This window comes from Xanthobacter sp. AM11 (genome assembly GCF_047444035.1).
GTDB lineage: Bacteria > Pseudomonadota > Alphaproteobacteria > Rhizobiales > Xanthobacteraceae > Xanthobacter.
This window is the reverse complement of the sequence record NZ_JBLAOA010000001.1, coordinates 3,588,206-3,610,019: the sequence shown is the minus strand read 5'-3', so window position 1 is coordinate 3,610,019 and position 21,814 is coordinate 3,588,206. Positions and strand designations below refer to the sequence as shown.

General features: G+C 69.2%; 16 protein-coding genes, 2 tRNA genes and 1 pseudogene. 6 read left to right on the top strand and 13 right to left on the bottom strand.

Annotated features, from left to right (window positions below):
- Positions 1-34 precede the first annotated feature (34 nt).
- Both mce and ACI7BZ_RS16530 read left to right on the top strand, forming a co-directional pair.
- The gene (mce, locus tag ACI7BZ_RS16535; protein WP_414118253.1) at positions 35-439 is read left to right on the top strand and encodes a methylmalonyl-CoA epimerase; all 405 of its coding nucleotides are present in this window, start codon (positions 35-37) and stop codon (positions 437-439) included.
- Positions 440-508: 69 nt separating this feature from the next.
- The gene (locus ACI7BZ_RS16530) at positions 509-781 is read left to right on the top strand and encodes a DUF1467 family protein (RefSeq protein ID WP_414118252.1); all 273 of its coding nucleotides are present in this window, start codon (positions 509-511) and stop codon (positions 779-781) included.
- 39 nt (positions 782-820) lie between these two features.
- Here ACI7BZ_RS16530 and rimO read toward each other — a convergent pair whose 3' ends face one another.
- A complete protein-coding gene (gene rimO, locus ACI7BZ_RS16525; RefSeq protein ID WP_414118251.1) occupies positions 821-2,164 on the bottom strand; it encodes a 30S ribosomal protein S12 methylthiotransferase RimO in 1,344 nt (447 codons plus the stop codon).
- A 253-nt stretch (positions 2,165-2,417) separates the two neighbouring features.
- On the opposite strand from rimO, the gene ACI7BZ_RS16520 reads away from it, so the two are divergent.
- Positions 2,418-4,559 (top strand): sodium-translocating pyrophosphatase, encoded by a 2,142-nt coding sequence (locus ACI7BZ_RS16520; protein ID WP_414118250.1) that lies wholly within the window; start codon positions 2,418-2,420, stop codon positions 4,557-4,559.
- 260 nt (positions 4,560-4,819) lie between these two features.
- Here the strand turns inward: ACI7BZ_RS16520 and ACI7BZ_RS16515 are convergent, their stop codons facing one another.
- The 6 genes from ACI7BZ_RS16515 to secG all read right to left on the bottom strand — a co-directional run bounded on the left by ACI7BZ_RS16515 (position 4,820) and on the right by secG (position 11,536).
- The gene (locus ACI7BZ_RS16515; RefSeq protein ID WP_414118249.1) at positions 4,820-6,190 is read right to left on the bottom strand and encodes a glutamate--cysteine ligase; all 1,371 of its coding nucleotides are present in this window, start codon (positions 6,188-6,190) and stop codon (positions 4,820-4,822) included.
- 256 nt (positions 6,191-6,446) lie between these two features.
- Positions 6,447-7,313, bottom strand: a complete 867-nt coding sequence (gene kdsA, locus ACI7BZ_RS16510; RefSeq protein WP_414118248.1) for a 3-deoxy-8-phosphooctulonate synthase — start codon at positions 7,311-7,313, stop codon at positions 6,447-6,449.
- A gap of 519 nt (positions 7,314-7,832) precedes the next feature.
- Positions 7,833-8,150, bottom strand: a complete 318-nt coding sequence (gene sugE, locus ACI7BZ_RS16505) for a quaternary ammonium compound efflux SMR transporter SugE (protein ID WP_414118247.1) — start codon at positions 8,148-8,150, stop codon at positions 7,833-7,835.
- Positions 8,151-8,290: 140 nt separating this feature from the next.
- Positions 8,291-9,160 carry a VOC family protein gene (locus tag ACI7BZ_RS16500; RefSeq protein ID WP_414118246.1) on the bottom strand — a complete coding sequence of 290 codons (870 nt, stop codon included), beginning with the start codon at positions 9,158-9,160 and terminating at the stop codon, positions 8,291-8,293.
- Positions 9,161-9,370: 210 nt separating this feature from the next.
- Positions 9,371-10,999, bottom strand: coding sequence for a CTP synthase (gene pyrG / locus ACI7BZ_RS16495; protein ID WP_414118245.1), 1,629 nt, complete (start codon positions 10,997-10,999; stop codon positions 9,371-9,373).
- Between the two features lie 114 nt (positions 11,000-11,113).
- Positions 11,114-11,536 carry a preprotein translocase subunit SecG gene (gene secG / locus ACI7BZ_RS16490; RefSeq protein ID WP_414118244.1) on the bottom strand — a complete coding sequence of 141 codons (423 nt, stop codon included), beginning with the start codon at positions 11,534-11,536 and terminating at the stop codon, positions 11,114-11,116.
- A gap of 298 nt (positions 11,537-11,834) precedes the next feature.
- Between secG and ACI7BZ_RS16485 the strand changes: the two genes are divergently transcribed.
- Positions 11,835-13,424: a class I adenylate-forming enzyme family protein gene (locus ACI7BZ_RS16485; RefSeq protein ID WP_414118243.1), complete on the top strand. Its 1,590-nt coding sequence runs from the start codon at positions 11,835-11,837 to the stop codon at positions 13,422-13,424.
- A 52-nt stretch (positions 13,425-13,476) separates the two neighbouring features.
- Here the strand turns inward: ACI7BZ_RS16485 and ACI7BZ_RS16480 are convergent.
- Positions 13,477-14,666, bottom strand: a pseudogene (locus ACI7BZ_RS16480) (MFS transporter).
- A gap of 119 nt (positions 14,667-14,785) precedes the next feature.
- Here ACI7BZ_RS16480 and ACI7BZ_RS16475 point away from each other — a divergent pair.
- A complete protein-coding gene (locus ACI7BZ_RS16475) occupies positions 14,786-15,670 on the top strand; it encodes a LysR family transcriptional regulator (RefSeq protein WP_414118242.1) in 885 nt (294 codons plus the stop codon).
- A 392-nt stretch (positions 15,671-16,062) separates the two neighbouring features.
- Here the strand turns inward: ACI7BZ_RS16475 and ACI7BZ_RS16470 are convergent.
- The 5 genes from ACI7BZ_RS16470 to ACI7BZ_RS16450 form a co-directional block, all read right to left on the bottom strand.
- Positions 16,063-16,138, bottom strand: a tRNA-Asn gene (locus tag ACI7BZ_RS16470).
- A gap of 161 nt (positions 16,139-16,299) precedes the next feature.
- Positions 16,300-18,204 (bottom strand): ABC transporter ATP-binding protein, encoded by a 1,905-nt coding sequence (locus ACI7BZ_RS16465; RefSeq protein ID WP_414118241.1) that lies wholly within the window; start codon positions 18,202-18,204, stop codon positions 16,300-16,302.
- A 303-nt stretch (positions 18,205-18,507) separates the two neighbouring features.
- Positions 18,508-18,581, bottom strand: a tRNA-Cys gene (locus ACI7BZ_RS16460).
- 121 nt (positions 18,582-18,702) lie between these two features.
- Entirely contained in the window at positions 18,703-19,686 is a 984-nt protein-coding gene (locus ACI7BZ_RS16455; RefSeq protein WP_414118240.1) for a glycosyltransferase family 2 protein, read from the bottom strand.
- Between the two features lie 484 nt (positions 19,687-20,170).
- Positions 20,171-20,611 carry a group III truncated hemoglobin gene (locus tag ACI7BZ_RS16450; protein ID WP_414118239.1) on the bottom strand — a complete coding sequence of 147 codons (441 nt, stop codon included), beginning with the start codon at positions 20,609-20,611 and terminating at the stop codon, positions 20,171-20,173.
- Between the two features lie 437 nt (positions 20,612-21,048).
- On the opposite strand from ACI7BZ_RS16450, the gene ACI7BZ_RS16445 reads away from it, so the two are divergent.
- Positions 21,049-21,711 carry a protein-L-isoaspartate O-methyltransferase family protein gene (locus ACI7BZ_RS16445; protein ID WP_414118238.1) on the top strand — a complete coding sequence of 221 codons (663 nt, stop codon included), beginning with the start codon at positions 21,049-21,051 and terminating at the stop codon, positions 21,709-21,711.
- The last annotated feature ends 103 nt before the right edge of the window (positions 21,712-21,814 follow it).

The following is a 21,814-nucleotide window of genomic DNA, read 5'->3' as shown; positions in this document are numbered from 1 at the left end:
CTTTGTTATGGATCGCAGGAAGCTGGAGGGGATCATGATCGGACGCCTGAACCATGTGGCCATCGCCGTGCGCGACATTTCCGCGGCCGCCGCGCTCTATCGCGACACGCTGGGGGCGGATGTCTCCGCCGCGGTGCCGCAGGTGGAGCATGGCGTGACCACGGTGTTCGTCACTTTGCCCAACACCAAGATCGAGTTCCTGGAGCCGCTGGGCGCCGACAGCCCCATCGCCAAGTTCCTGGAGCGCAACCCGGACGGCGGCATCCACCACATCTGCTACGAGGTGGACGACATCCTGGTGGCGCGCGACCAGCTGAAGGCGGCCGGCGCGCGGGTGCTCGGCTCGGGCGATCCGAAGATCGGCGCCCATGGCAAGCCGGTCCTGTTCCTGCATCCCAAGGATTTCAACGGCACGCTGGTGGAGCTGGAGCAGGCCTGATGTCCCCGCGCCGGCGCGGCCCCCGCGGGGCGGTGCCGGCGCGTGCATCCTTTCGCGTGAGGAGCGAGCGTGTCGATCGGTGCCGTCGTCGCCATCTATTTCATCGTCTGGTGGGTGTCCCTGTTCGCGGTGCTGCCGTGGGGCGTGCGCTCCCAGGCGGAAAGCGCGGACGTGACGCCGGGAACCGACCCCGGCGCGCCGGTGCGGCCGCACCTGCTGCGCAAGGCGCTGGCCACCTCCCTGTTGGCGGCGGTGGTGACGGCGGGCATCGTCTATCTGATCACCAGCGGCGTGATCCTGCTGGAGGACCTGCCCATGCCCTTCGACGCCAAGCGCGGCTGAGAAAGGGCGCGGCGGCGTACGCGGCCCGGCCGGCTGAGGTCAGAAGCCCACCGCGGTGCCGGTGAGGTCGTAGGGGCCGGCGGCCTCGATCTTCACCGTGGCGATCTCGCCCACCCGCAGCGGGCGGCGGGAGAACACCTTCACCGTGCCGTCGATCTCCGGCGCGTCGCCCTTGGTGCGGCCGATGGCGCCGTCGGCGGTCACGGCGTCGATGATCACCTGCTGGCGGGTGCCCACCTTCTTCTTCAGCCGGCGCGCGGAAACCTTCTGCTGGGTGCGCATGAAAAGGTCGTAGCGCTCGGCCTTCACCGCGTCGGGCACGGGGTCGGCAAGGGCGTTCGCATCGGCCCCGCGCACCGGCTCGAACTTGAAGCAGCCGGCGCGGTCGATCTCGGCTTCCTCCAGGAAGGCCAGCAACTCGGCGAATTCCGCCTCGGTCTCCCCGGGAAAGCCGACGATGAAGGTGGAGCGCAGGGTGAGGTCCGGCACCGCCGCGCGCCACGCCTTTATGCGGGCGAGGGTCTTTTCCTGCGCGGCCGGGCGCTTCATGCGCTTCAGCACCGTGGGGCTGGCGTGCTGGAAGGGAATGTCGAGATAGGGCAGCACCGTGCCGGCCGCCATCAGCTCCATGATGGCGTCCACATGGGGGTAGGGATAGACATAATGCAGGCGCACCCAGGCGCCGAGCCCGCCCAGCGCCCGGGAGAGATCGAGGAAGCGCGCCGCCACCTCCCGCTCGCCGTCGGCGCTTTTCCAGGGGCTCGCCGCATAGCGCAGGTCCATGCCGTAGGCGGAGGTATCCTGCGAGATGACCAGCAGCTCCTTCACCCCCGCCTTCACCAGCCGCTCGGCCTCCCGCAGCACGTCGCCGGCCGGGCGCGAGACCAGATCGCCGCGCAGCTTGGGGATGATGCAGAAGGTGCAGCGGTTGGAGCAGCCTTCCGAGATCTTCAGATAGGCATAGTGCCGGGGCGTGAGCTTCACCCCCTGCTCGGGCACCAGGTCGAGGAACGGGTCGTGGGCGGGGGGCACCGCCGCATGCACCGCGGCGAGCACGCTCTCATATTGCTGCGGGCCGGTGATGGCGAGCACGCTCGGGTGCACCTCGCGGATCTGCTCGGGCTCGGCGCCCATGCAGCCGGTGACCACCACCTTGCCGTTCTCCGCCAGCGCATCGCCGATGGCCGCCAGGCTCTCCGCCTTGGCGCTGTCGAGGAAGCCGCAGGTGTTCACCACCACCAGGTCGGCCCCGGTGTGGGTCTTGGTCAGCTCATAGCCTTCGGCCCGCAGGCGCGTGACGATGCGCTCCGAATCCACCAGCGCCTTGGGGCAGCCGAGGGAGACGAAGGAGATGCGGGGCGACTTCTGCGCAGGCTCGGCCATGGGCGCGACGGGGCTCTTCAAGCTTTATGGATACGGCAGGCGATAGGGGAGGGCGGACGTCCCGTCAATCCCGCGCCGGGCATGAGGGCTCGGGGTCCGCCTGCGGCGCGCGCGGCCGCGGCGCAATCCCGCCTCCAACTGGAGGGGCTCCATGCTGCGACAGTTCGCCTTGGCGCCTCTTGCCGTGGATCACGGCTCCCCTCACACTCGGGGCATAAAAGAAGACGGGCAGGAAACGAAAAGGGTGGGATAGATGCTGGCTTTGGTGTTGATCATCGCCTGCGGCCTGCTGGCCGTGGCTTATGGCGCATGGGCTGTCCGCACGCTGATGGAGGCGGACCCGGGAACGGCGCGGATGCAGGAGATCGCGGCGGCGATCGCCGAGGGGGCGCAGGCCTATCTGAAGCGCCAGTACGCCACCATCGGCGTGGTGGGCGTCGTCATCTTCGTTGTGGTGGGCATTTTCCTCGGCTGGCTGGTGGCGGTGGGCTTCGCCGTGGGCGCCATCCTGTCCGGCCTTGCCGGCTTCATCGGCATGAACGTGTCGGTGCGCGCCAATGTGCGCACCGCGCAGGCGGCCACCGTGTCGCTGGCCGGCGGCCTCGACCTCGCCTTCAAGGCGGGGGCGGTGACGGGCCTTCTGGTGGCGGGGCTCGCCTTGCTCGGCGTCACCGTCTATTTCGGCGTCCTGACCCAGCTCCTGGGCTTCGCGCCCAACAGCCGCACGGTGGTGGATGCGCTGGTGGCGCTGGGCTTCGGCGCTTCGCTCATCTCCATCTTCGCCCGGCTCGGCGGCGGCATCTTCACCAAGGGGGCCGACGTGGGCGGCGATCTGGTGGGCAAGGTGGAAGCCGGCATCCCGGAGGATGACCCGCGCAACCCCGCCACCATCGCCGACAATGTGGGCGACAATGTCGGCGACTGCGCCGGCATGGCGGCGGACCTGTTCGAGACCTATGCGGTGACCGTGGTGGCCACCATGGTGCTGGCGGCCATCTTCTTCGCCGCGGTGCCGGCGACGCTTTCCACCATGATCCTTTATCCGCTGGCCATCGGCGGGGCGTGCATCCTCACCTCCATCGCCGGCACCTTCTTCGTGCGGCTGGGGGCGAACTCCTCCATCATGGGGGCGCTCTACAAGGGGCTGATGGCCACCGCCGGCTTCTCGGTCATCGCCCTGGCGGCGGTGACCTGGCTCCTGCCCGGCTTCGGGGCGATCGAGGGGGTGGGCTATACGGGCACCAGCCTGTTCCTGTGCGGCCTCGTCGGCCTCGCGGTGACCGGCGCCATCGTCGTCATCACCGAATATTACACCGGCACCGGCTATCGCCCGGTGGTGTCCATCGCCCAGGCCTCGGTGACGGGGCACGGCACCAACATCATCCAGGGCCTCGCCGTCTCGCTGGAATCCACCGCGCTGCCGACCCTGGTGATCATCGCCGGCATCCTGTGCGCCTACGGCCTTGCCGGCCTGTTCGGCATCGCCATTGCCGCCACCACCATGCTGGGGGTGGCCGGCATGATCGTGGCGCTCGACGCCTTCGGCCCGGTGACGGACAATGCCGGCGGCATCGCCGAGATGGCCGGCCTGCCCAAGGAGGTGCGCCAGTCCACCGACGCGCTGGACGCGGTGGGCAACACCACCAAGGCGGTCACCAAGGGCTATGCCATCGGCTCCGCCGGCCTCGGCGCGCTGGTGCTGTTCGCCGCCTACAGCCAGGACCTGAAGTATTTCGTGGCCCAGGCGGCGCCCGGCTCCTATTTCGCCGGGGTGGCGCCGAACTTCTCGCTGGAGAACCCCTATGTGGTGGTGGGCCTGCTGTTCGGCGGCCTTCTGCCCTTCCTGTTCGCCGCCATGGGCATGACGGCGGTGGGCCGGGCCGCCGGCGCCATCGTGGAGGAGGTGCGCCGGCAGTTCCGCGAGAAGCCGGGCATCATGGCCGGCACCGAGAAGCCGGATTATTCCCGCGCCGTGGACATGCTGACCAAGGCCGCCATCAAGGAGATGATCATCCCCTCCTTGCTGCCGGTGCTCTCGCCCATCGTCTGCTACTTCGCCATCTATTTCGTGGCGGGCGGCGGGGTCGCGGGCAAGTCTGCGGCCTTCTCGGCGGTGGGGGCCATGCTGCTGGGCGTCATCGTCACCGGCCTGTTCGTGGCCATCTCCATGACCTCGGGCGGCGGCGCCTGGGACAATGCCAAGAAATCGTTCGAGGACGGCTTCGTGGACAAGGACGGCGTGCGCCACATGAAGGGCTCGGAGGCGCACAAGGCTTCCGTCACCGGCGACACGGTGGGTGACCCCTACAAGGACACGGCCGGCCCCGCCGTGAACCCCATGATCAAGATCACCAACATCGTCGCCCTGCTGCTTCTGGCGGTGCTGGGGCATTGAAGTGAAAAGCGCCGGGGCCGGGACGTGCAGGCGTCCCGGCCCCGGCGGATCTGCGTGACAGGTCCGGGGGGCGGACGGCCGGCCAGATGCCCGCGCCGCTGGTCCGCTCCGACACCACCCGGACGCGCAGCGCCCGGGCCTTCGGCCTAGCGCACGCGCCGATCAGCTTGCATCGCAAGCTGGTCGGACAACGCGTGCTCTATCCAAAAGTTAGAGGGCGATTCACCGATCAAATGGCTTCCGTTTGATCGGATCGCGCTCTAATAGGCCAGCGCCTGGAACACCGGCTCCACCGAGCCGTCCCATTCGCCGTTGAAGCGCTCCAGCAGGCCTTCGGCCGGCGAGCGGCCGGTGAGAACGGCCTCTTCCAGCGGCTCCAGGAAGCGCGTCTCGTCGCGGCCGAGGCGGTCGTGGAAGCCGCGGCGCTTGAGGCCGGCGGACGAAAGGGCAAGGGTGGTGCGGGCGATCTCGCGCAGGGAGCGCCCGCCGATCTGCGCATGGAGGGCGAGGCGCGGCACATCGTCCCGCAGCTTCTGGCGGTCCTCGGCGCTCCAGTCCTTCACCAGCTCCCACGCCGCATCCAGCGCCTGCCGGTCGTACAGCAGCCCCACCCAGAAGGCGGGCAGCGCGCACAGCTTGGCCCAGGGGCCGGCATCGGCGCCGCGCATCTCCAGGAAGCGCTTCAGCCGCACCTCGGGGAAGATGGTGGACAGGTGGTTCACCCAATCGGAGAGGGTGGCCGTCTCGCCGGGCAGCAGCGGATGGCGGCCGGCGAGAAGATCGCGGAAGGAGGAGCCCGAAACGTCGATATAGGCGTCGCCGCGCTTCACGAAATACATGGGCACGTCGAGGGCATAGTCCACATAGCGCTCGAAGCCGAAGCCGTCCTCGAAGGCGAAGGGCAGCATGCCGGAGCGGGCGTTGTCGGTGTCGCGCCAGATCTCCGAGCGGAACGAGAGGAAGCCGTTGGGCCGGCCCTCGGTGAAGGGCGAATTGGCGAACAGGGCGGTGGCCACCGGCTGCAGCGCGAGGCCCACGCGCATCTTCTTCACCATGTCGGCTTCGGAAGAGAAATCCAGGTTCACCTGCACGGTGCAGGTGCGGAACATCATGTCCAGGCCGTAGCTGCCCACCTTGGGCATGTAGCCGGCCATGATCTTGTAGCGGCCCTTGGGCATCACCGGCGTCTCGGTGCGCGACCATTTGGGGCTCATGCCGATGCCGAGGAAGCCGATGCCCAGCGGCTCGGCCACTTCCCGCACCTGGGCGAGGTGGGCGTTCAGCTCGGCGCAGGTCTCGTGGATGGTGGAGACCGGCGCGCCGGACAATTCGAACTGTCCGCCCGGCTCCAGGGAGATGGCGCCGCCACCGGTGACATCGGCCAGGCCGATGATGGTGTCGCCTTCCATGATGGGCTCCCAGCCCAGCAGGTGGCGCATGCCTTCCAGCAGCTTGCGGATGCCCTTCTGCCCTTCATAGGGCACCGGCTCGTGCCGGGAGAGGGTGAAGGGGATCTTCTCGTGCTCGGTTCCGATACGGAAGGCCCGCTCCGGTTTCGACCCTTGCTCCATCCAGGCGACCAGTTCATCGCGGGCGGAAATGGGGGTCGCGTCGAGGGTGTCGCGGGCCATACGAAATCTCTTCAACGAATGGGGCGCGAGACCATACACGCCGCCCCGGCCAAGGCAACAGACGCGCGGGCGGCGGGCCTGTTCACAGTTTGATCGCAGGGCCGCCGGCCTGCCGCTCCCTCTGGCAGAGAGGAGGGCAGGGGGCAGCCATGTCCCGCGGCGCGACCGGGCCTGAAGCGCGCGCCTGCCGGGCGGCCGACCGCAGCCCGGGTGCGGACGAGGGCTGCCCCGCACGGCAGCCACGCCCAAGCTGACATCAGATGGTGACGGGATTGGCCTTTGCAACGGCATCAAAGGCCTGAAGCGTGGCAATGAGCCCTTCCAACTCCCGCAGCGGCACCATGTTGGGGCCGTCGGAGGGGGCCGTGTCGGGGTCGGGGTGGGTTTCGATGAACACCGCGGCCACGCCCACCGCCACGGCGGCGCGGGCTAGCACGGGCACGAACTCCCGCTGGCCGCCGGAGGATGTGCCCTGCCCGCCGGGCTGCTGCACCGAATGGGTGGCATCGAACACCACCGGTGCGCCGGTGGTCTTGGCCAGGATGGGCAGGCCGCGCATGTCCGAGACGAGGGTGTTGTAGCCGAAGGAGACGCCACGCTCGGTGACGAGCACGCGGCCGTTGCCCGCGCCGGTGAGCTTGGCCACCACATTGGCCATGTCCCAGGGGGCGAGGAACTGGCCCTTCTTCACATTCACCACCCGGCCGGTGCGGGCGGCGGCCACCAGAAGGTCGGTCTGGCGGCAGAGGAAGGCGGGAATCTGCAGCACGTCCACCACCTCGGCGGCGGCGGCGCACTGGTCCATCTCGTGCACGTCGGTGAGCACCGGCAGGCCCAGGGTTTCCTTGATCTCGGCGAACACCGGCAGGGCCGCCTGAAGCCCCAGGCCGCGGGCGGCGGAAAGGGAGGTGCGGTTGGCCTTGTCGAACGAGGTCTTGAACACGAGGCCGATGCCGCGCCGCGCCGCCATTTCCTTCAGGGCGGCGGCCACCTCCAGCGCATGGGCCCGGCTCTCCATCTGGCAGGGGCCGGCGATGAGCGCCAGCGGCAGCGCATTGCCGAAGCGCACGCCGCCGATATCCACGACGGCCTGCGGGGTGACAAGCGGGGGGGCGGCAGTCATGGGGTCATCCTCGAAAAGCGCGGCCGGGACCTCCGGCAGCGGGCCGGCGTTCCGTCCGGGCCGGGCGCCGGGCCGCAGCCCGCATCCGGCTCATTCATCAGGCACGCGGGCGCACCAATCCTGCAAGCGCTGCGGGCGGCACGGCGCCGCCTGCAGGTCGAACCACAACTCGTTGATATGGTGGATCAACTTTTCGAAACGGATGGGTCCCATCCGTTTCGGTTGATCCCCTAGAGCACGTTCCGCTCAGCTTGCATCGCAAGCTGAGCGGTAAAACGTTCTCTATCAATAATTTAGAGACTGATTCACCGATCAGGTTGATTCAACCTGATCGGATCAGGCTCTAGAGCGCGATCCGATCAAATGGACTCAATTTGAACGGTCAATCGCCCTCTCACTTGAGGATAGAGAATGCGTTGTCCGATCAGCTTGCGATGCGAGCTGATCGGCGCGTGCTCTAGATAGAGCATTTTCGCCCCATCGCAAAAGCGCGAAAGCGCCGCTGCCCCTGCGGCCGCCTCACGGGGTCACCAGCTTCAGCCCCACGATGCCCACGGCGATGAGGGCGATGGCGGCAAGGCGCAGGAGATCGGTGGATTCGGAAAAGAAGACAATGCCGGCCACCGCCGTGCCCACGGTGCCGATGCCGGCCCACACCGCATAGGCGGTGCCGATGGGAATCCCGCGCAGGGCGAGGCTGAGCAGGAACAGGCTGGCGCCGATGGTGCCGAGCGTGAACACGCTGGGTCCCAGGCGGGTGAAGCCTTCGGATTGCTTCATGCCGATGGCCCAGGCGATCTCCAGGAGGCCGGCGACGAACAGATAGATCCACGCCATGGGCGCACACCACGGGTGGCGGGGCCGTCCCCGCCGCTCGAGAAGCAAGGCATGCGGCCGTCCGCATGCCGGAACGGGGCCGGCACGGCGCCGGCCCCGATCTCTTGTCGCCCCGCCGGACGAGCGGGAGGCCGGCGCCGTCAGGCCGGCAGCTCGAACACCAGCGTCGCCCCCAGCGCCGCACGGGGCGGCACCACCACGATGCCCTCCACCGCTTCCTCCACCATGCGCCGCGCCGCAAGGGCCCGCCGCAGCTGGGGGGCGCCGGTGGTGAAGACGCGGACCGCGGCGAGGCGCAGCCCCTCCATGCCCGGCGCCGGCACGCCGAAGCGCTCGGAGAACAGGCCCCGGGTCATCACGTCGATGGAGCCGCGCGGGGTCTGGGCCACGAACCACTCGTCCACCGCCCGCTGCAGCGGCACCCCTGCCAGCGCCTCCACGAAGGTCTGGGCGCGGGCGGGCGCATCGGTCACCAGCACCACCCCGGCCACGCCGACGGTCTGGTTGGAATGGCGCTGCAGATCGGGGGACCAGAAATTGTCCGGCTGGGACTGGGTGCAGGTGAAGGCGCCGAGGTCGGGCCCCTGCGGATCGCGGGCGAAGGCGAGGGTGAAGCCCACGTCCAGCTCCTGCCCGTCGGGCCGGCGCGCCTTGCGGGCGAAGGCGAAGGTGTCGAATCCGCCGAAGCCGGCGGCGTCGAACTCGGTCTTTTCCGCCGCGGGGTTCGTGCCCTCAAGGGCCAGCATGGACAGGCCCTCGCCGGCGCGTTCGAGGAATTTCGCGTTGAAGGCGCCGAAGGAGTAGGAGGTTTCGCCGTCCGGGGGAATGCTTGCCGGATCGGCGATCTGCAACAGTTCGATGAAGAATCCTGGCATCTGGACGATGCGATTCTCGGTGCCCCACGGGTGGCGATTGCGGGAGCCGACGGTGAATCCGAGAAGATCGTAAATTTCTCCTGCCGCATCAAGATCGCGAACGAGGTGCACCACATGGTCGAGGCCGCGTCGCATGGCTTCTCCTCTTTCCGGCGTGCAATGAATACTTTGAGAACGAAAAAAGCATTGCACAAATCAAAGGAATGAGACGCGTGAGCCCGATCCGGGCCCACGTCGTTTCGGTCAAGGACGGGCAATGATCCCAGCCGCCCGGCAGAGAGATTAAAGCGGCATGGCCGAAGATGGAAACAACTCTCGGTAGTAGATTTAGCTACCCTCTTACCGTCAAACGAGGCGGCTCTGCTCCATGGCGGCACCCACGAAAGAAGCAAACAGCGGGTGCGGCTCGAACGGACGCGACTTCAGCTCGGGGTGAAACTGCACCCCGATGAACCAGGGGTGGTTGGAATATTCCACGATCTCCGGCAGCAGCCCGTCCGGCGACATGCCGGAAAAGCGAAGCCCGTGCTGCTCCAGCCGCTCGCGATAGGAGGTGTTCACCTCATAGCGGTGGCGGTGGCGCTCGAAAATCTCGCGCCGGCCATAGATCTGCTCCACCCGGCTGCCCGCCTCCAGCTGCGCCTGGTAGGCACCCAGGCGCATGGTGCCGCCGAGGTCGCCGGCCGCCGAGCGGCGCTCCAGCTCGTTGCCGCGCAGCCATTCCGTCAGCAGGCCCACCACCGGCTCGCTGGTGGGGCCGAACTCGGTGGAATTGGCCGCGCCAACCCCCGCAAGGTTCCGCGCCGCCTCGATCACCGCCATCTGCATGCCGAAGCAGATGCCGAAATAAGGAACCTGCCGCTCGCGGGCGAAGCGCGCCGCGCGGATCTTGCCCTCCGCCCCGCGCTGGCCGAAGCCGCCCGGCACCAGGATGCCGTGGACATGCTCCAGGAAGGGTGCGGGGTCCTCGCGCTCGAAGGTCTCGCTCTCGATCCAGTCGAGATTGACCTTCACCTTGTTGGCGATGCCGCCATGGGCCAGCGCCTCGATCAGCGACTTGTAGGCGTCCTTCAGGCCCGTGTACTTGCCGACGATGGCGATGGTGACCTCGCCCTCCGGGTTGCGCACGCGGCCTTCGATGTCGGTCCAGCGCTTGAGGTTGGGGGCCGGGGCCGGCTCGATGTTGAAGGCGGCGAGCACTTCCTTGTCGAGCCCTTCCGCGTGGTAGGCGGAGGGCACGGCATAGATGTTGTCCACGTCCCGCGCCTCGATCACCGCCGTCTCGCGCACATTGCAGAAGAGCGAGAGCTTGCGCCGCTCCTCGCGCGGGATCTCGCGGTCGGTACGGCACAAGAGGATGTCCGGCTGGATGCCGATGGAGCGCAGTTCCTTTACCGAATGCTGGGTCGGCTTGGTCTTCAGCTCACCGGCCGAGGGGATGTAGGGCATCAAGGTGAGGTGGATGAAGATGGCATGGCCGCGCGGCAGCTCGTTCTTCAGCTGGCGGGTGGCCTCGAAGAAGGGCAGGCCCTCGATGTCGCCCACCGTGCCGCCCACCTCGATCAGCACGAAGTCGAAGCCCTCGTTGCCTTCCAGCACGAAGTCCTTGATCGCATTGGTGACGTGGGGAATCACCTGGATGGTGGCGCCCAGATAGTCGCCGCGGCGCTCCTTGGTCAGGATGTCCTGATAGATGCGGCCGGTGGTGATGTTGTCCTGCTTCGTCGCCGGGTGTCCGGTGAAGCGTTCGTAATGGCCGAGGTCGAGGTCGGTCTCGGCCCCGTCGTCGGTCACGAACACCTCGCCGTGCTGGTACGGGCTCATGGTGCCCGGATCGACGTTGAGGTACGGGTCCAGCTTGCGCAGCCGAACCGTGTAGCCGCGCGCCTGAAGCAGCGCGCCGAGGGCGGCGGAGGCGAGACCCTTGCCCAGGGAAGACACGACGCCGCCGGTGATGAAGATGTAGCGCGCCATGGGCTTCGACCTTAGCTCGTGCAAACGCGATTCGGCGAGGGCGAAGCCCGGAGGGGCCTCGCCTCGCCTGTGGAGAAAGTGCGCCGTCGCGAGCCCGGGCTCGCGGCGACAGGCTTACTGGGACTGCGGAACCTGGGGTCCGCCCGGCACGGCCGGAGCCGCCGGCGTGGAAGGCGCACCCTGCGGCGCGTCACCGCCCTGAGGGGCCTGCGGACGAATCTGGTCGAGGATGCTGCCCCCGCTCTGCGGCACCACCGGGCCACCCTGGCCCTGGTTGGCCGGCAGGATGGAACGCGGCGCGCGGCCGAGGCCGGCGACGATGGTCAGCGAAAGGGAGGTGATGAAGAAGATCACGGCCAGGATGGCGGTGGCCCGGGTGAGCACATTGGCCGTGCCGCGCGCGGTGAAGAAACCGCCGGCACCGCCGCCGCCCCCGCCGCCAATGCCGAGCCCGCCGCCCTCGGAGCGCTGGATCAGCACCACGCCGATGAGCGCGAGCACCACCATGAGGTGAATAACGATGAGAACCGTCTGCATGGAATCCATCATGTTCGCGCCACGGCCGTCAGGGCCGGGCACGCAGGTCGCCGGTGATCTACACGATCGACGGGCGGGAGGGAAGGGCATGGGCGCAGGGCTGGTCCGCAGCGCCAGCGCACCGGTGCCGCCCGGAACCACGGGGGATTGAGCGCGCACAGTCCCTTCCGGCTCCGGGACTGTGGCGCGCCGCCGCAATATGCCCCCGCCGTCCGCCGCCCGTCTGGCTACGCCGGCGCCTCCCGGTCCATGATCGGGTCGCGCCCCCGCTTGGGGGGCGGAAAGGATGGGCAGCGGCATGAGCAGCAGCTTGGGCAGGCAGTCGGCCGGTGGCAGCGACGATGGCGGCGTTCTCGCCCGAAACGAGCCGGGCGCGGCAGCGGGCGGCCAGCCGTTCAACCTGGCGCGCTATTGCCTCGGTGCGCAGGTCGATCCGGCCAAGCCCGCGCTCATCGTGGCCGAGGGGCCGCAGGGACGCATCGTCGAAACCTGGAGCTACGGCGCGTTGCGCGAGGCCGTCGCCCGGGCGGCCGGCGGCTTCGGCGCCTATGGGCTTCCCCCCGGCACCCGCGTGCTGCTGCGGGTGGGCAATACCTCCGCCTTTCCCCTGATGTTCTTCGGCGCCATTGCCGCGGGGCTCGCCCCCATTCCCACCTCCACCATGCTTACCGGGCATGAGGTGGACCTCATCCTCGCTGATTCGGGTGCGCGCCTGGTGGTGGGAGACGGGTCGGGCGCCATGCCGTCGCAGGCGGGGGAGGCCATCCTCCTCGGCCCGGCGGACATGGAGCGACTCACCGCGGCGGCGCCGGCCCCCTTCGCCGCGACCGATGCGGAAGACCTCGCCTTCCTGGTCTACACCTCCGGCACCAGCGGGCGGCCGAAAGGGGTGGCCCATGCGCAGCGCGTGGCGCTGGGGCGCCGCCCCATGCGGGAGGGCTGGCTGGGAATTTCCGCCGCCGACCGGCTGTTCCATGCCGGCGCCTTCAACTGGACCTATACACTGGGTTGCGGCCTGATGGACCCGTGGTCCGTGGGGGCCACCAGCATCGTGCATCTGGGGGAGCGCCCGCCGCAGGCCTGGCCCGACCTTCTGGAGGCCACCGGCGCCACCCTGTTCGCCGCCGTGCCGGGCCTCTACCGCCGCATCCTGAAATATGCCGCTGTCGGCCCCTCCCGCTTCCCGGCCCTGCGGCACGGCCTCACCGCCGGCGAGGCGCTGAAGCCGCCGCTGCATCGCGCGTGGGTGGACGCCACCGGGCGTGCGCTGTTCGAGGCGCTGGGCATGAGCGAGATTTCCACCTACGTCTCCTCCGGCCCCACGGTGCCTACCCGGCCCGGCAGCCCGGGCAAGCCCCAGGCGGGGCGCCGCGTCGCCATCCTGCCGCAGGAGGGGACCGGCGAGGGCGCGGTCGCGCCGCTGCCGGCGGGAGAGAGCGGGCTCATCGCCGTCCATCGCTCCGATCCCGGGCTGATGCTGGGCTATTGGGGCCTGCCGCAGGAAACCGCCGCCGTGATGCGCGGCGACTGGTTTCTCACCGGCGATCTCGCCCATTTCGATCCCGACGGCTACCTATGGTACGAGGGCCGCGCCGACGACCAGATGAACGCCTTCGGCTACCGTGTGGCACCCGAGGAGGTGGAGCGCGCCCTTGTCGCACACCCGCAGGTGGCCGAGGTGGCGGTAAAGGAGGTGCGCACGGGCGACGTCAGCGTCATCACCGCCTTCGTGGTCCTGGCCGAGGGGGCGCAGGCCGACCCGCAGGCGCTGGAACACCATGCCGCCGCGCGGCTCGCGGACTACAAGCGCCCGCGCGCGTTCGTGTTCGTGAAGGAGCTGCCGCACACCGCATCCGGCAAGGTGATGCGCCGCGCCCTGGGGTCCTGAGGCGGTCCCGCCATGGGGCGGCGGGGTGGATAATCCGGCGGTGGAGCGCGCTTCAGGCGCCGCGCCGCCGTGCCGCATGGTGCGCCACCTGCAGGGCCATGGCGAGGGCGGCACAGCCGGTGCCGAGGGCGCACACCGCCATCCAGCCCCCGCTGCTCCAGGCGAGGGTGGCCAGCGCGGCTCCGGCGGCTCCGCCGATGAACATGGTGCCCATGAACAGGGTGTTGAGCCGCGCCCGCGCCGCCGGCCGCAGGGCGAAGACGATGTGCTGGTGCGAGACGAGGGCGCTCTGCATGCCGAAATCCAGCAGCACGCATCCCACCACCAGCCCGGCAAGGGAGCCCCACAGGCCGAACACCAGCCAGGCCGCAAGGGTGATTGCGGTGCCCAGCAGCACCACGCCGGCCGGGCCGCGCCGGTCGGCAAAACGGCCGGCGACCGGGGCGGCAAGGATGCCCACCGCGCCACCAGCCCGAACAGGCCGGCAATCTCGGGGCCGAGGCCGAACCGCGGCTCCGCCAGCCGGAAGGCCAGGATGGTCCAGAATATGGAGAAGGTGGCGAACAGCAGCGCCTGCGTCGCCGCCGCCAGCCGCAGCGCCGGCAGCTCGCGCCACAAGTGCGCGATGGAACCGACAAGCCGCCCGTAGCCCATGCGGGAATCCGGGGCGCTGTGCGGCAGCACCAGCGCCATCAGCGCCGCCGCGGCGAGGGAGAGGGGCACCGCCAGCCAGAACATTTCGCGCCAGCCGGCATGGGTGGCCACGAAGCCCGCCAGGGTGCGGCTGAGCAGGATGCCGCTGAGCAGGCCGGCCATCACCATGCCCACGGTGGCGCCACGCCGCTCGGGCGCCGCCAGGTGCGCGGCCAGCGGCACGATCTGCTGCGCCACGGTGGAGGCAAGCCCGACCCCGAACGATGCCAGCACGATCACCAGCGCGCTCGGCGCGATGGCGGTCACGAGCATCGCCGCCGCCAGCACCACGAACTGCGCCACGATGAGCCGCCGCCGCTCCACCAGGTCGCCCAGCGGCACCAGCAGGAACAGGCCCAGCGCGTAGCCCAGCTGGGTGGCGGTGGGAATTGCGGCAATGAGGCTGCCCGGCAGCTCCACCTCGATCACCGCCAGCATGGGCTGGCTGTAATAGATGTTGGCCACCGCGATGCCTGCCGCGGCGGCCATGGCGAAGGTGGCACCCGGGCCTGCGGCGGCCTGTTCGGCGGGCATGTCACGCGCGGTCATGGTTCTCTCCTGTCGGGGCGCGGGTGGAGGGCGCGCGCCCGGTCTTCGGATACAGAATAGAATTCCGCTCGCTGGGATATAATATCTTCCACGGATGCACGATCGTATCGGATTTCGTTATGATGGATTTGGCCGGCCTTGCCTTGCTGGTGGAGACCGCATCGGCTGACAGCCTGGCGGCGGCGGCTCGGCGGCTGCGCCTTTCACCCATGGCGGCGAGCCGGCTGCTGGCGGCGCTGGAGCGCGACCTCGGGGTGCGGCTGGTGCATCGCACCACCCGGTCCCTGTCGCTGACGGAAGAGGGGCACGCTCTGCTGCCCCACGCCCGGGCCATGCTGGAGGAGCACGCCGTGGCGCTGGCCAGCGTGCGGGGCCGCGGTGCCGGGGCCAGCGGCCTCCTGCGGGTCACCACCTCCTTTGCGTTCGGCCGGCATGTGGTGGCGCCGCTGATGGCGGACTTCCTGCTGGCCCATCCGCAGGTGCAGGTGGACCTGCATCTGGCGGACGGCCTGGTGGATATCGTGGCGGAGGGCATCGACCTTGCCATCCGCATCGCCACGCCGGGCGACAGCTCCTTGGTGGGCCGGCGGCTGGAGGACAGCCCGCGCCTGCTGGTTGCCGCCCCCGCGTATCTGGACCGCCGGGGCGCGCCGGCGGACCTTGCCGGCCTTGCCGCCCACGAATGCCTCACCATCGCCGGCACGCCCCACTGGAGCTTCCGCGCCGGTGGCGACGGGCGCCGCATGAAGGTGGCGGGGCGCTTCACCGCCAATTCGATAGACGCCATCCACGAGGCGTGCCGCGGCGGGCTGGGCATCGCCAACCTGTCTGCCTGGAACCTGAAGGCGGACATCGCCGCCGGCACTTTGCGGGTCATCGTCCTTGCCGATGCCGTGCCCGAGCCGCTGGGCATCTGGGCGGTCTATCCCACCCGGCGCATGGTGCCGCCCCGGGTGCGCCTCTTCATCGAGGCCGTCTCGGCGCGGCTGAAGGCGGCCGGCTGACCCCTCCGGTTCGCCGCCGCCGCCCGATTGCAGCACGCCATCGGGTCGCCGCAGACCGGGCTCCCGTCCGTGGGATAGACGGCAGGGATGACGGGCCGGTGCCTGAAGTCGGCGAGGGACAGGCGCCGGTCCGGCGTCGCCATCAGGGCGAAGCCGGGAGCCGGCGTGCCCGCGGCAAGAGCGGATGCGGGGCGTGCCGTTGAAGAGCGAAGCATGGACGTCTCCGCGTGGGGGCGGCGGAGGGCAGGGCCGTGCCCCTGCGCCGCCTGTTTCCGACCTCGGAAAGCCAAAGCGGCACTTGCGCCGGAAACGCCGCATGCAGCCCCTGCGGCCGCAGGACGACGCGCGCGGGCGCTGCCGTGGTGCTATTCGGGGATGTTTGTAAAGGTGGATGGCTCCCTGAGCAGGACTCGAACCTGCGACCATTCGATTAACAGTCGAACGCTCTACCAACTGAGCTATCAGGGACCGTGGGTCTCGCGACCGAGGCGGGCCATATAGCAACCCCTTGGCCGCTTGTGAAGCGGGAAGGTGCGCTTTTCCCGTTTCCGGTGCGGCGGGCCCTGCCGGCCGTGGTCCGCCGATCGGGTGGCATGCGGCCGGCAAAGAGGGCGCCGGGCCTTGCCCCGTCAGGCGTGGAGGCGCTTTGCGTCCGGCCCGGCCGGGGCGGCATCGCCGGTGGATATGTCGGCGGCGCCTTCCGCCCCCGGCCGCGGCGCGCCGGGCTGCTCCTGCGCCTGTTCATGGGCGAACTGGGCGTAATAGAAGCCGTAATAGCGCCCGCGCTGGGCCAGCAGCGCCTCGTGGGTGCCGCTTTCCACCACCCGGCCGCCCTCCACCACGCAGATTCGGTCCGCCCGCACCACGGTCTGCAGGCGATGGGCGATGACGATGGTGGTGCGCTGGTGGGCCAGTTCGCCCAGCGCCTTCTGCACTTCCGCTTCCGATTCGGAATCGAGGGCGGCGGTGGCCTCGTCCAGCAGCAGGATGGGGGCGTCCTTCAGGAAGGCGCGGGCGATGGCGATGCGTTGGCGCTGGCCGCCGGAAAGCTGGGTGCCATGCTCGCCCACCTGGGTGTCGTAGCCATGCTCGAAGCCCATGATGAAGGCGTGGGCATGGGCGGCGCGGGCGGCCGCCTCCACCTCGTCCTGGGAAGCGCCGGGCCGGCCGAAGGCGATATTCTCGCGGATGGTGCCGGAGAAGAGATAGACATCCTGGCTCACCAGCCCCACGGCGGAGCGCACGGAGGTGCGGGTGAAGCCGCGCGTGTCCTCCCCGTCGATGAGCACGGCGCCCGATTGCGGGTCGTAGAAGCGCTCGATGAGGTTGATGATGGTGGTCTTGCCGCCGCCGGACTGGCCCACCAGGGCCGTGGTCTGGCCCGGCTCGGCCACGAGGTTCAGGCCGCGCAGCACGCTTTCGCCCGGGCGATAGCCGAACACCACGTCGCGGAACTCCACCCGCCCGCGCGGGCGGGGCAGGTCCGGCAGGCCGGGGGCATCGCGGTCGGGGGCGGGCGCGTCGAGCAGCTCGAACAGCATGCGTGCGCCCATCACATGGTTCACCAGTTCCACATGCAGGCGGGCGAGGCGCTTGGCCGGCTCGTAGGCGAGCAGAAGGGCGGTGAGAACGGAGAAGAACTGCCCCGGCGAGCGGCCCACCACGATCACGTTGTAGCCCGCATAAAGCACCACGCCGCCGATGGCGAGGCCGCCCAGCGTCTCCATCAGCGGGCTGGATTTCGCCTGGGTGCGCACCAGCTTGTTGTTGTTCGCCTCCACGTCGTCGATGAACCGGTGGGTGCGCGCACGCATCTCCGGCTCAAGCGTGTAGGCCTTCACGGTGCGCACGCCCTGGAACACCTCCATGGCGATGGAGGAGAGCTTCACGCCCGAGGTGAAGCCCGAGGTGAAGATGGACTTCGCTTTCTTGATGAGCGTGCGGGTGCCGAACACCGCCGCCGGCATCACCACCAGGGCGATGACCGCCAGGAATGGGTCCTGCACGAAGGCCACCAGGGCCAGCATGATGAGCGAGAGGAAATCGCGGCCGATGCTGGTGATCACCAGATCCAGCGTGCTGCGCGCCCCATTGGCGCCGGCGGTGAAGCGCGAGGTGATTTCCGCCGTGTGGTGGCGGGAGAAATAGGAGGCGTCCTGCATCAGCAGCTGGTCGAACGCCCGCTTCTGGTTGTCGGCGACAATGCGGTTGCCGATGCGCGCCATGGTGATGCTCTGCCCATAGGCGGATGCGCCCTTCACCAGGGACAGCACCATGACCGCGCCGGCCACCGCCCACACCGCCTGCGGCGTGGGATGGACGAAGATGGCATTCACCGCGTCGTTCATGAGGTAGGCGAGGCCTGCGGTGCAGGCCGCCATCATGCCCATGAAGCTGAAAGCGAGCGCATAGCCTTTCCAGTGCATGCGTCCGTCGGACAGGAGCAGGCGCCGGAGCACCTCCCGCGTCTCGTCCGTGGTGGGCGGCGGGCCCTGGTGCGCGGGGCCTTTGCGCTGGGGGGCTTTTGCACTCATGCCTGTCTCCGGCGGCCGGCGGGGGCGGGCCGCTTGTGTGCCCATGAACCGTCACAGGGGCTGCAAGTCAACGTTCGCGCCCCGGACGTGCCGTCGCGGCCGATGCCCGAAGAGCTGCGGCAGGGGCTCTTTCCAAGGCCGGCGGGCGGGTGCGGCGCCGGTTCGCATGCTTGCGCGGTGCGCTGCGGGCGCAGGCTCGGGCGGGGGTGCGAGATGCAGGGCCCGCGGCGTCTGATTCAAGGCTGGCGGCGCCTGATGCATGGCTGGCGGCGCCTGGCAATCGGATGTCCTGCCGGGCTGGAATGGAGGCCACGCCCGGAATCGAACCGGGGTGCACGGATTTGCAGTCCGCTGCGTAACCACTCCGCCACGTGGCCTCACGAGCGCGTGTTCTTACGGACTTCCGCTGACGGGCGCAAGCGGTGCCTGCGCCTTGTCCCCTGCAAGCGCGTGGTCCGCGTCGCCGCCACCGCTGCCGCCATCTGCCGGCCGCAGGCGTCAGCGGATGGCCCGGCGCAGCAGGTTGCGGGTGATGCCGGTCAACGGCCCGAGATAAAGCATCGCCACCAGCGGGCGCACCATCTGCACCCGCAGGCGCACCCGCTGCCGCAGAACGGGCAGCACTTCCAGGATGTCGCTCCAGGCCTGCCGCAGGCGATCCCGGTCGCCGGCCTTGGAGGCCTGGAAAAAATCGTTGCACACCAGATGGAAGAATCGCGGGCCGATGACGTCCCGACCCCAATACAGGTTCAGGCGCGGGTCGTCCGGATATTCCTGCAGCAGCTTCTTGAAATAGATCATCCGCGATTTCGCCATGCGCCGGCTGAAGGAGGTGGAGCCGGAATAGATGCGCCATTTCGTGACCGGGGTATTCAGATAGGTGCTGCGAAACCCCATGGAATACATGCGGACGAACAGGTCGTCGTCCTCGTATCCGCTGAGGCGCTCGTCGAACAATCCCGCAGCGATCATGGCATCCTTTGCGGCGAGGGTGGCTCCGGGCAGGATGAAGAGGTCGTGCTGCAGGCATTGCGCCAGCGAGCGCTTGGGGTGCGGCGCGGGGATGTCGTCCAGGCAGCCTTGCCGAATCATGCGCCCGCTTCGGTCCACCTGGTCCAAATTGCCGTAGACCAGGCCGAGATTGCGGACCGTGCCGACGAGGAAGGGGCGGCGCAGCACCTCGATATGGTCTTCGTACCAGGCGTCGTCCTGGTCGAGAAAGGCGACATGGCTGCAGCGCGTGTGCCGCACCGCCAGGTTGCGGGCCGAGGATTGCCCGCCATTGGGCTTGTGCAGCAGGGTCACCGGATGGCGCTGCGCCATCTCCTCCACGATGGCGGCGCCGTCATCGGTGGAGCCGTCATCCACGACGATGATCTCGTCTGCCGGAACGGTCTGCCGCAGCACGCTTTCCAGCGCCTCGCGGATGAAGGGTGCGCCATTGTAGAGAGGGATGACGGCTGCAACCGTGATCGCAGGCAAGGCAGGCGTCCTTTTGGGCAAAGAGGTCTTGAAACGGTCCGGTGTGGACACAAATCAGATAGCTCAGGAACTATAGTGCAGCAATGGCGGGAAAAGTTCACGTTGCCCTTGGGTTTTGCAATTTGCAACAATAGGTAACATCTGGTGGTTGCCGTCGCGTCAGGTGAATATTTTACCATCGGACAATTTGGTGGCTTGGGCCTGGTTGGACGAGAAACATTGCAAACGGAAACAAAACTTCATCAAACGTAAAGCGCGCCGGGAGGCTCCGCGCCATGGCGTGCCGGGCCACTAGAGCCTGATCGGTGAATTGCCCTCTAACTTAAGGATAGAGCACGCGCCTGTGCCCCCGCCGCCGCGGAACGATCACGCCGCGGCCAGGACGGCCCTGCCGGTGTGGCCGGGCGGGGGAGGGGTGTCAGTCCCGGGTGGGCGGCGGTTGGGCGGCGCGGCGGGCGCCCGTCCGGGCGCTGTTCATGTCGTCTTACGGCGCGATGCGGGTGGTGTCCTCGCCGCGGTGGAAGGCGATGGCCAGGCGGAAGCTGTAGGCCATGCGCTCGGCATGGGCGATGGCGGCCTGCGCGGCTGCGGGGGGCAACTCCTGCAGCGCGGTGGGGCGGAACAGCGCCAGCCAGCGCGCGAAGGCGGCCTCGCCGGCGTCGTCCCCCAGCGCGAGGTGCGGGGGCAGGGGGCGCCCCTCGTAGCGGCCGGACTTCAGCAGCACCGAAGACCAGAAATCGCACATCTTGGCCAGATGCACCGGCCAGGCCTCGGGAGCGATCCGCCCGCCGAAGACGGGGCCGAGCAGGGCGTCGTCGCGCACGCGATCATAGAAGCGGTGGACAAGGCGAAAGATGGCCTCCTCGTCCAGGGCGCGCGGTTCGGCCGCCTGCGGGGCCGGGGAGGGGGTGTCGGCGGGTATCATGACGGCTTCTCCATTCGCGGGGCGCCTCGGGTCCTGCCCGTCATGGCGTCCGGCGGCATTGACGGCGGCATCCGTCCGGGGGCACGGCACGGGACTGCTGCTGCGCACGTGATGATCCGGCCCCGGCCGGGCGGCGGAATGGCGCAGGCTCCGCATTATCGGCCGCCAGCCTTTCCCACCGTGCGGCGCCGGGCCATGCGACTTGCGGCCACATGGCCCGCGCCGGGGGCGGGCGGTTCCTGCGGGCGGCCCCCTGCCGGCGCCTTGCAAAAACGGCGGCAATGTGGCTCTTGGGCCGTGCGGCACGCAGGCTCCGGCCGGCGGGCGCGGGGCGCTTCCTGCCGGTTGCGTCCGGGCGCCGTCGGCGGCGGGCTTCCTGTCGAGGCGGGCCCGTCCGGGGTCATGCCGCCGCGCGAGGGATGGGTCGGAGATACGCCATGATTGATTTCGCCGAGCTTCGCCGCGGCATGGTGGACAGTCAGGTCCGCACCAACAACGTGACCGACCATCGCATCGTCTCGGCCATGCTGGAGATCCCGCGCGAACGCTTCGTGCCTGCCGCGCTGAAGTCCTTGGCCTATATCGACGACGACCTGATGCTGCGCCCCGGCGCGCCGCCGCGCTACCTGATCGAGCCCATGATTCTCGCCCGCCTGGTGCAGGTCGCCGACGTCCAGGAGCACGAGCACGTGCTGGATGTGGGCACCGGCACCGGCTATTCGGCCGCCGTGCTCGCCCGCCTCGCCCAGCAGGTGGTGGCGGTGGAGGAGGATGCCGAGCTGGCCGCGGCCGCCACCGCGAACCTTGCCGCTCTGGGCGTCGCCAACGTGGCGGTGATGCAGGGGCCGCTCAAGGCCGGCTGGCCGGCGGAAGGCCCCTATGACCTGGTGCTGGTGAACGGCTCCGTGGATTCGGTGCCCGAATCGCTGTTCGCTCAGGTGAAGGAAGGCGGTCGCCTGATCGCCGTGCTGGGCCACGGCGGCGCCGGGCGCGCCTGCGTGTTCTCCAAGGTGGGCGGCGTGATGGGCCAAAGGGTGGCCTTCAACGCCGCGGTGCCCCCGCTCCCGGGCTTCGAAGCCGCGCCGAGCTTCACTTTCTGAGCCCCTGTGTGACACGTTTGCAGCGGTGACGGGAAAACGGTCGGTGCATCGAACCGATCGGTTTCGTATTGCGGGCGTCGCAGATATCTTACCGGAAAGTTAC

Coding starts and splice junctions, on each gene's coding strand:
- kdsA (WP_414118248.1), bottom strand. CDS start 7,313: ATGACTGCCGCCCCCCCGCTTGTCACCCCGCAGGCCGTCGTGGATATC.
- sugE (WP_414118247.1), bottom strand. CDS start 8,150: ATGGCGTGGATCTATCTGTTCGTCGCCGGCCTCCTGGAGATCGCCTGG.
- pyrG (WP_414118245.1), bottom strand. CDS start 10,999: ATGGCGCGCTACATCTTCATCACCGGCGGCGTCGTGTCTTCCCTGGGC.
- secG (WP_414118244.1), bottom strand. CDS start 11,536: ATGCAGACGGTTCTCATCGTTATTCACCTCATGGTGGTGCTCGCGCTC.
- ACI7BZ_RS16465 (WP_414118241.1), bottom strand. CDS start 18,204: ATGAGTGCAAAAGCCCCCCAGCGCAAAGGCCCCGCGCACCAGGGCCCG.
- ACI7BZ_RS16520 (WP_414118250.1), top strand. CDS start 2,418: ATGCTGGCTTTGGTGTTGATCATCGCCTGCGGCCTGCTGGCCGTGGCT.
- ACI7BZ_RS16515 (WP_414118249.1), bottom strand. CDS start 6,190: ATGGCCCGCGACACCCTCGACGCGACCCCCATTTCCGCCCGCGATGAA.
- ACI7BZ_RS16475 (WP_414118242.1), top strand. CDS start 14,786: ATGATGGATTTGGCCGGCCTTGCCTTGCTGGTGGAGACCGCATCGGCT.
- ACI7BZ_RS16450 (WP_414118239.1), bottom strand. CDS start 20,611: ATGATACCCGCCGACACCCCCTCCCCGGCCCCGCAGGCGGCCGAACCG.
- ACI7BZ_RS16500 (WP_414118246.1), bottom strand. CDS start 9,160: ATGCGACGCGGCCTCGACCATGTGGTGCACCTCGTTCGCGATCTTGAT.
- rimO (WP_414118251.1), bottom strand. CDS start 2,164: ATGGCCGAGCCTGCGCAGAAGTCGCCCCGCATCTCCTTCGTCTCCCTC.
- ACI7BZ_RS16445 (WP_414118238.1), top strand. CDS start 21,049: ATGATTGATTTCGCCGAGCTTCGCCGCGGCATGGTGGACAGTCAGGTC.
- ACI7BZ_RS16485 (WP_414118243.1), top strand. CDS start 11,835: ATGAGCAGCAGCTTGGGCAGGCAGTCGGCCGGTGGCAGCGACGATGGC.
- mce (WP_414118253.1), top strand. CDS start 35: ATGATCGGACGCCTGAACCATGTGGCCATCGCCGTGCGCGACATTTCC.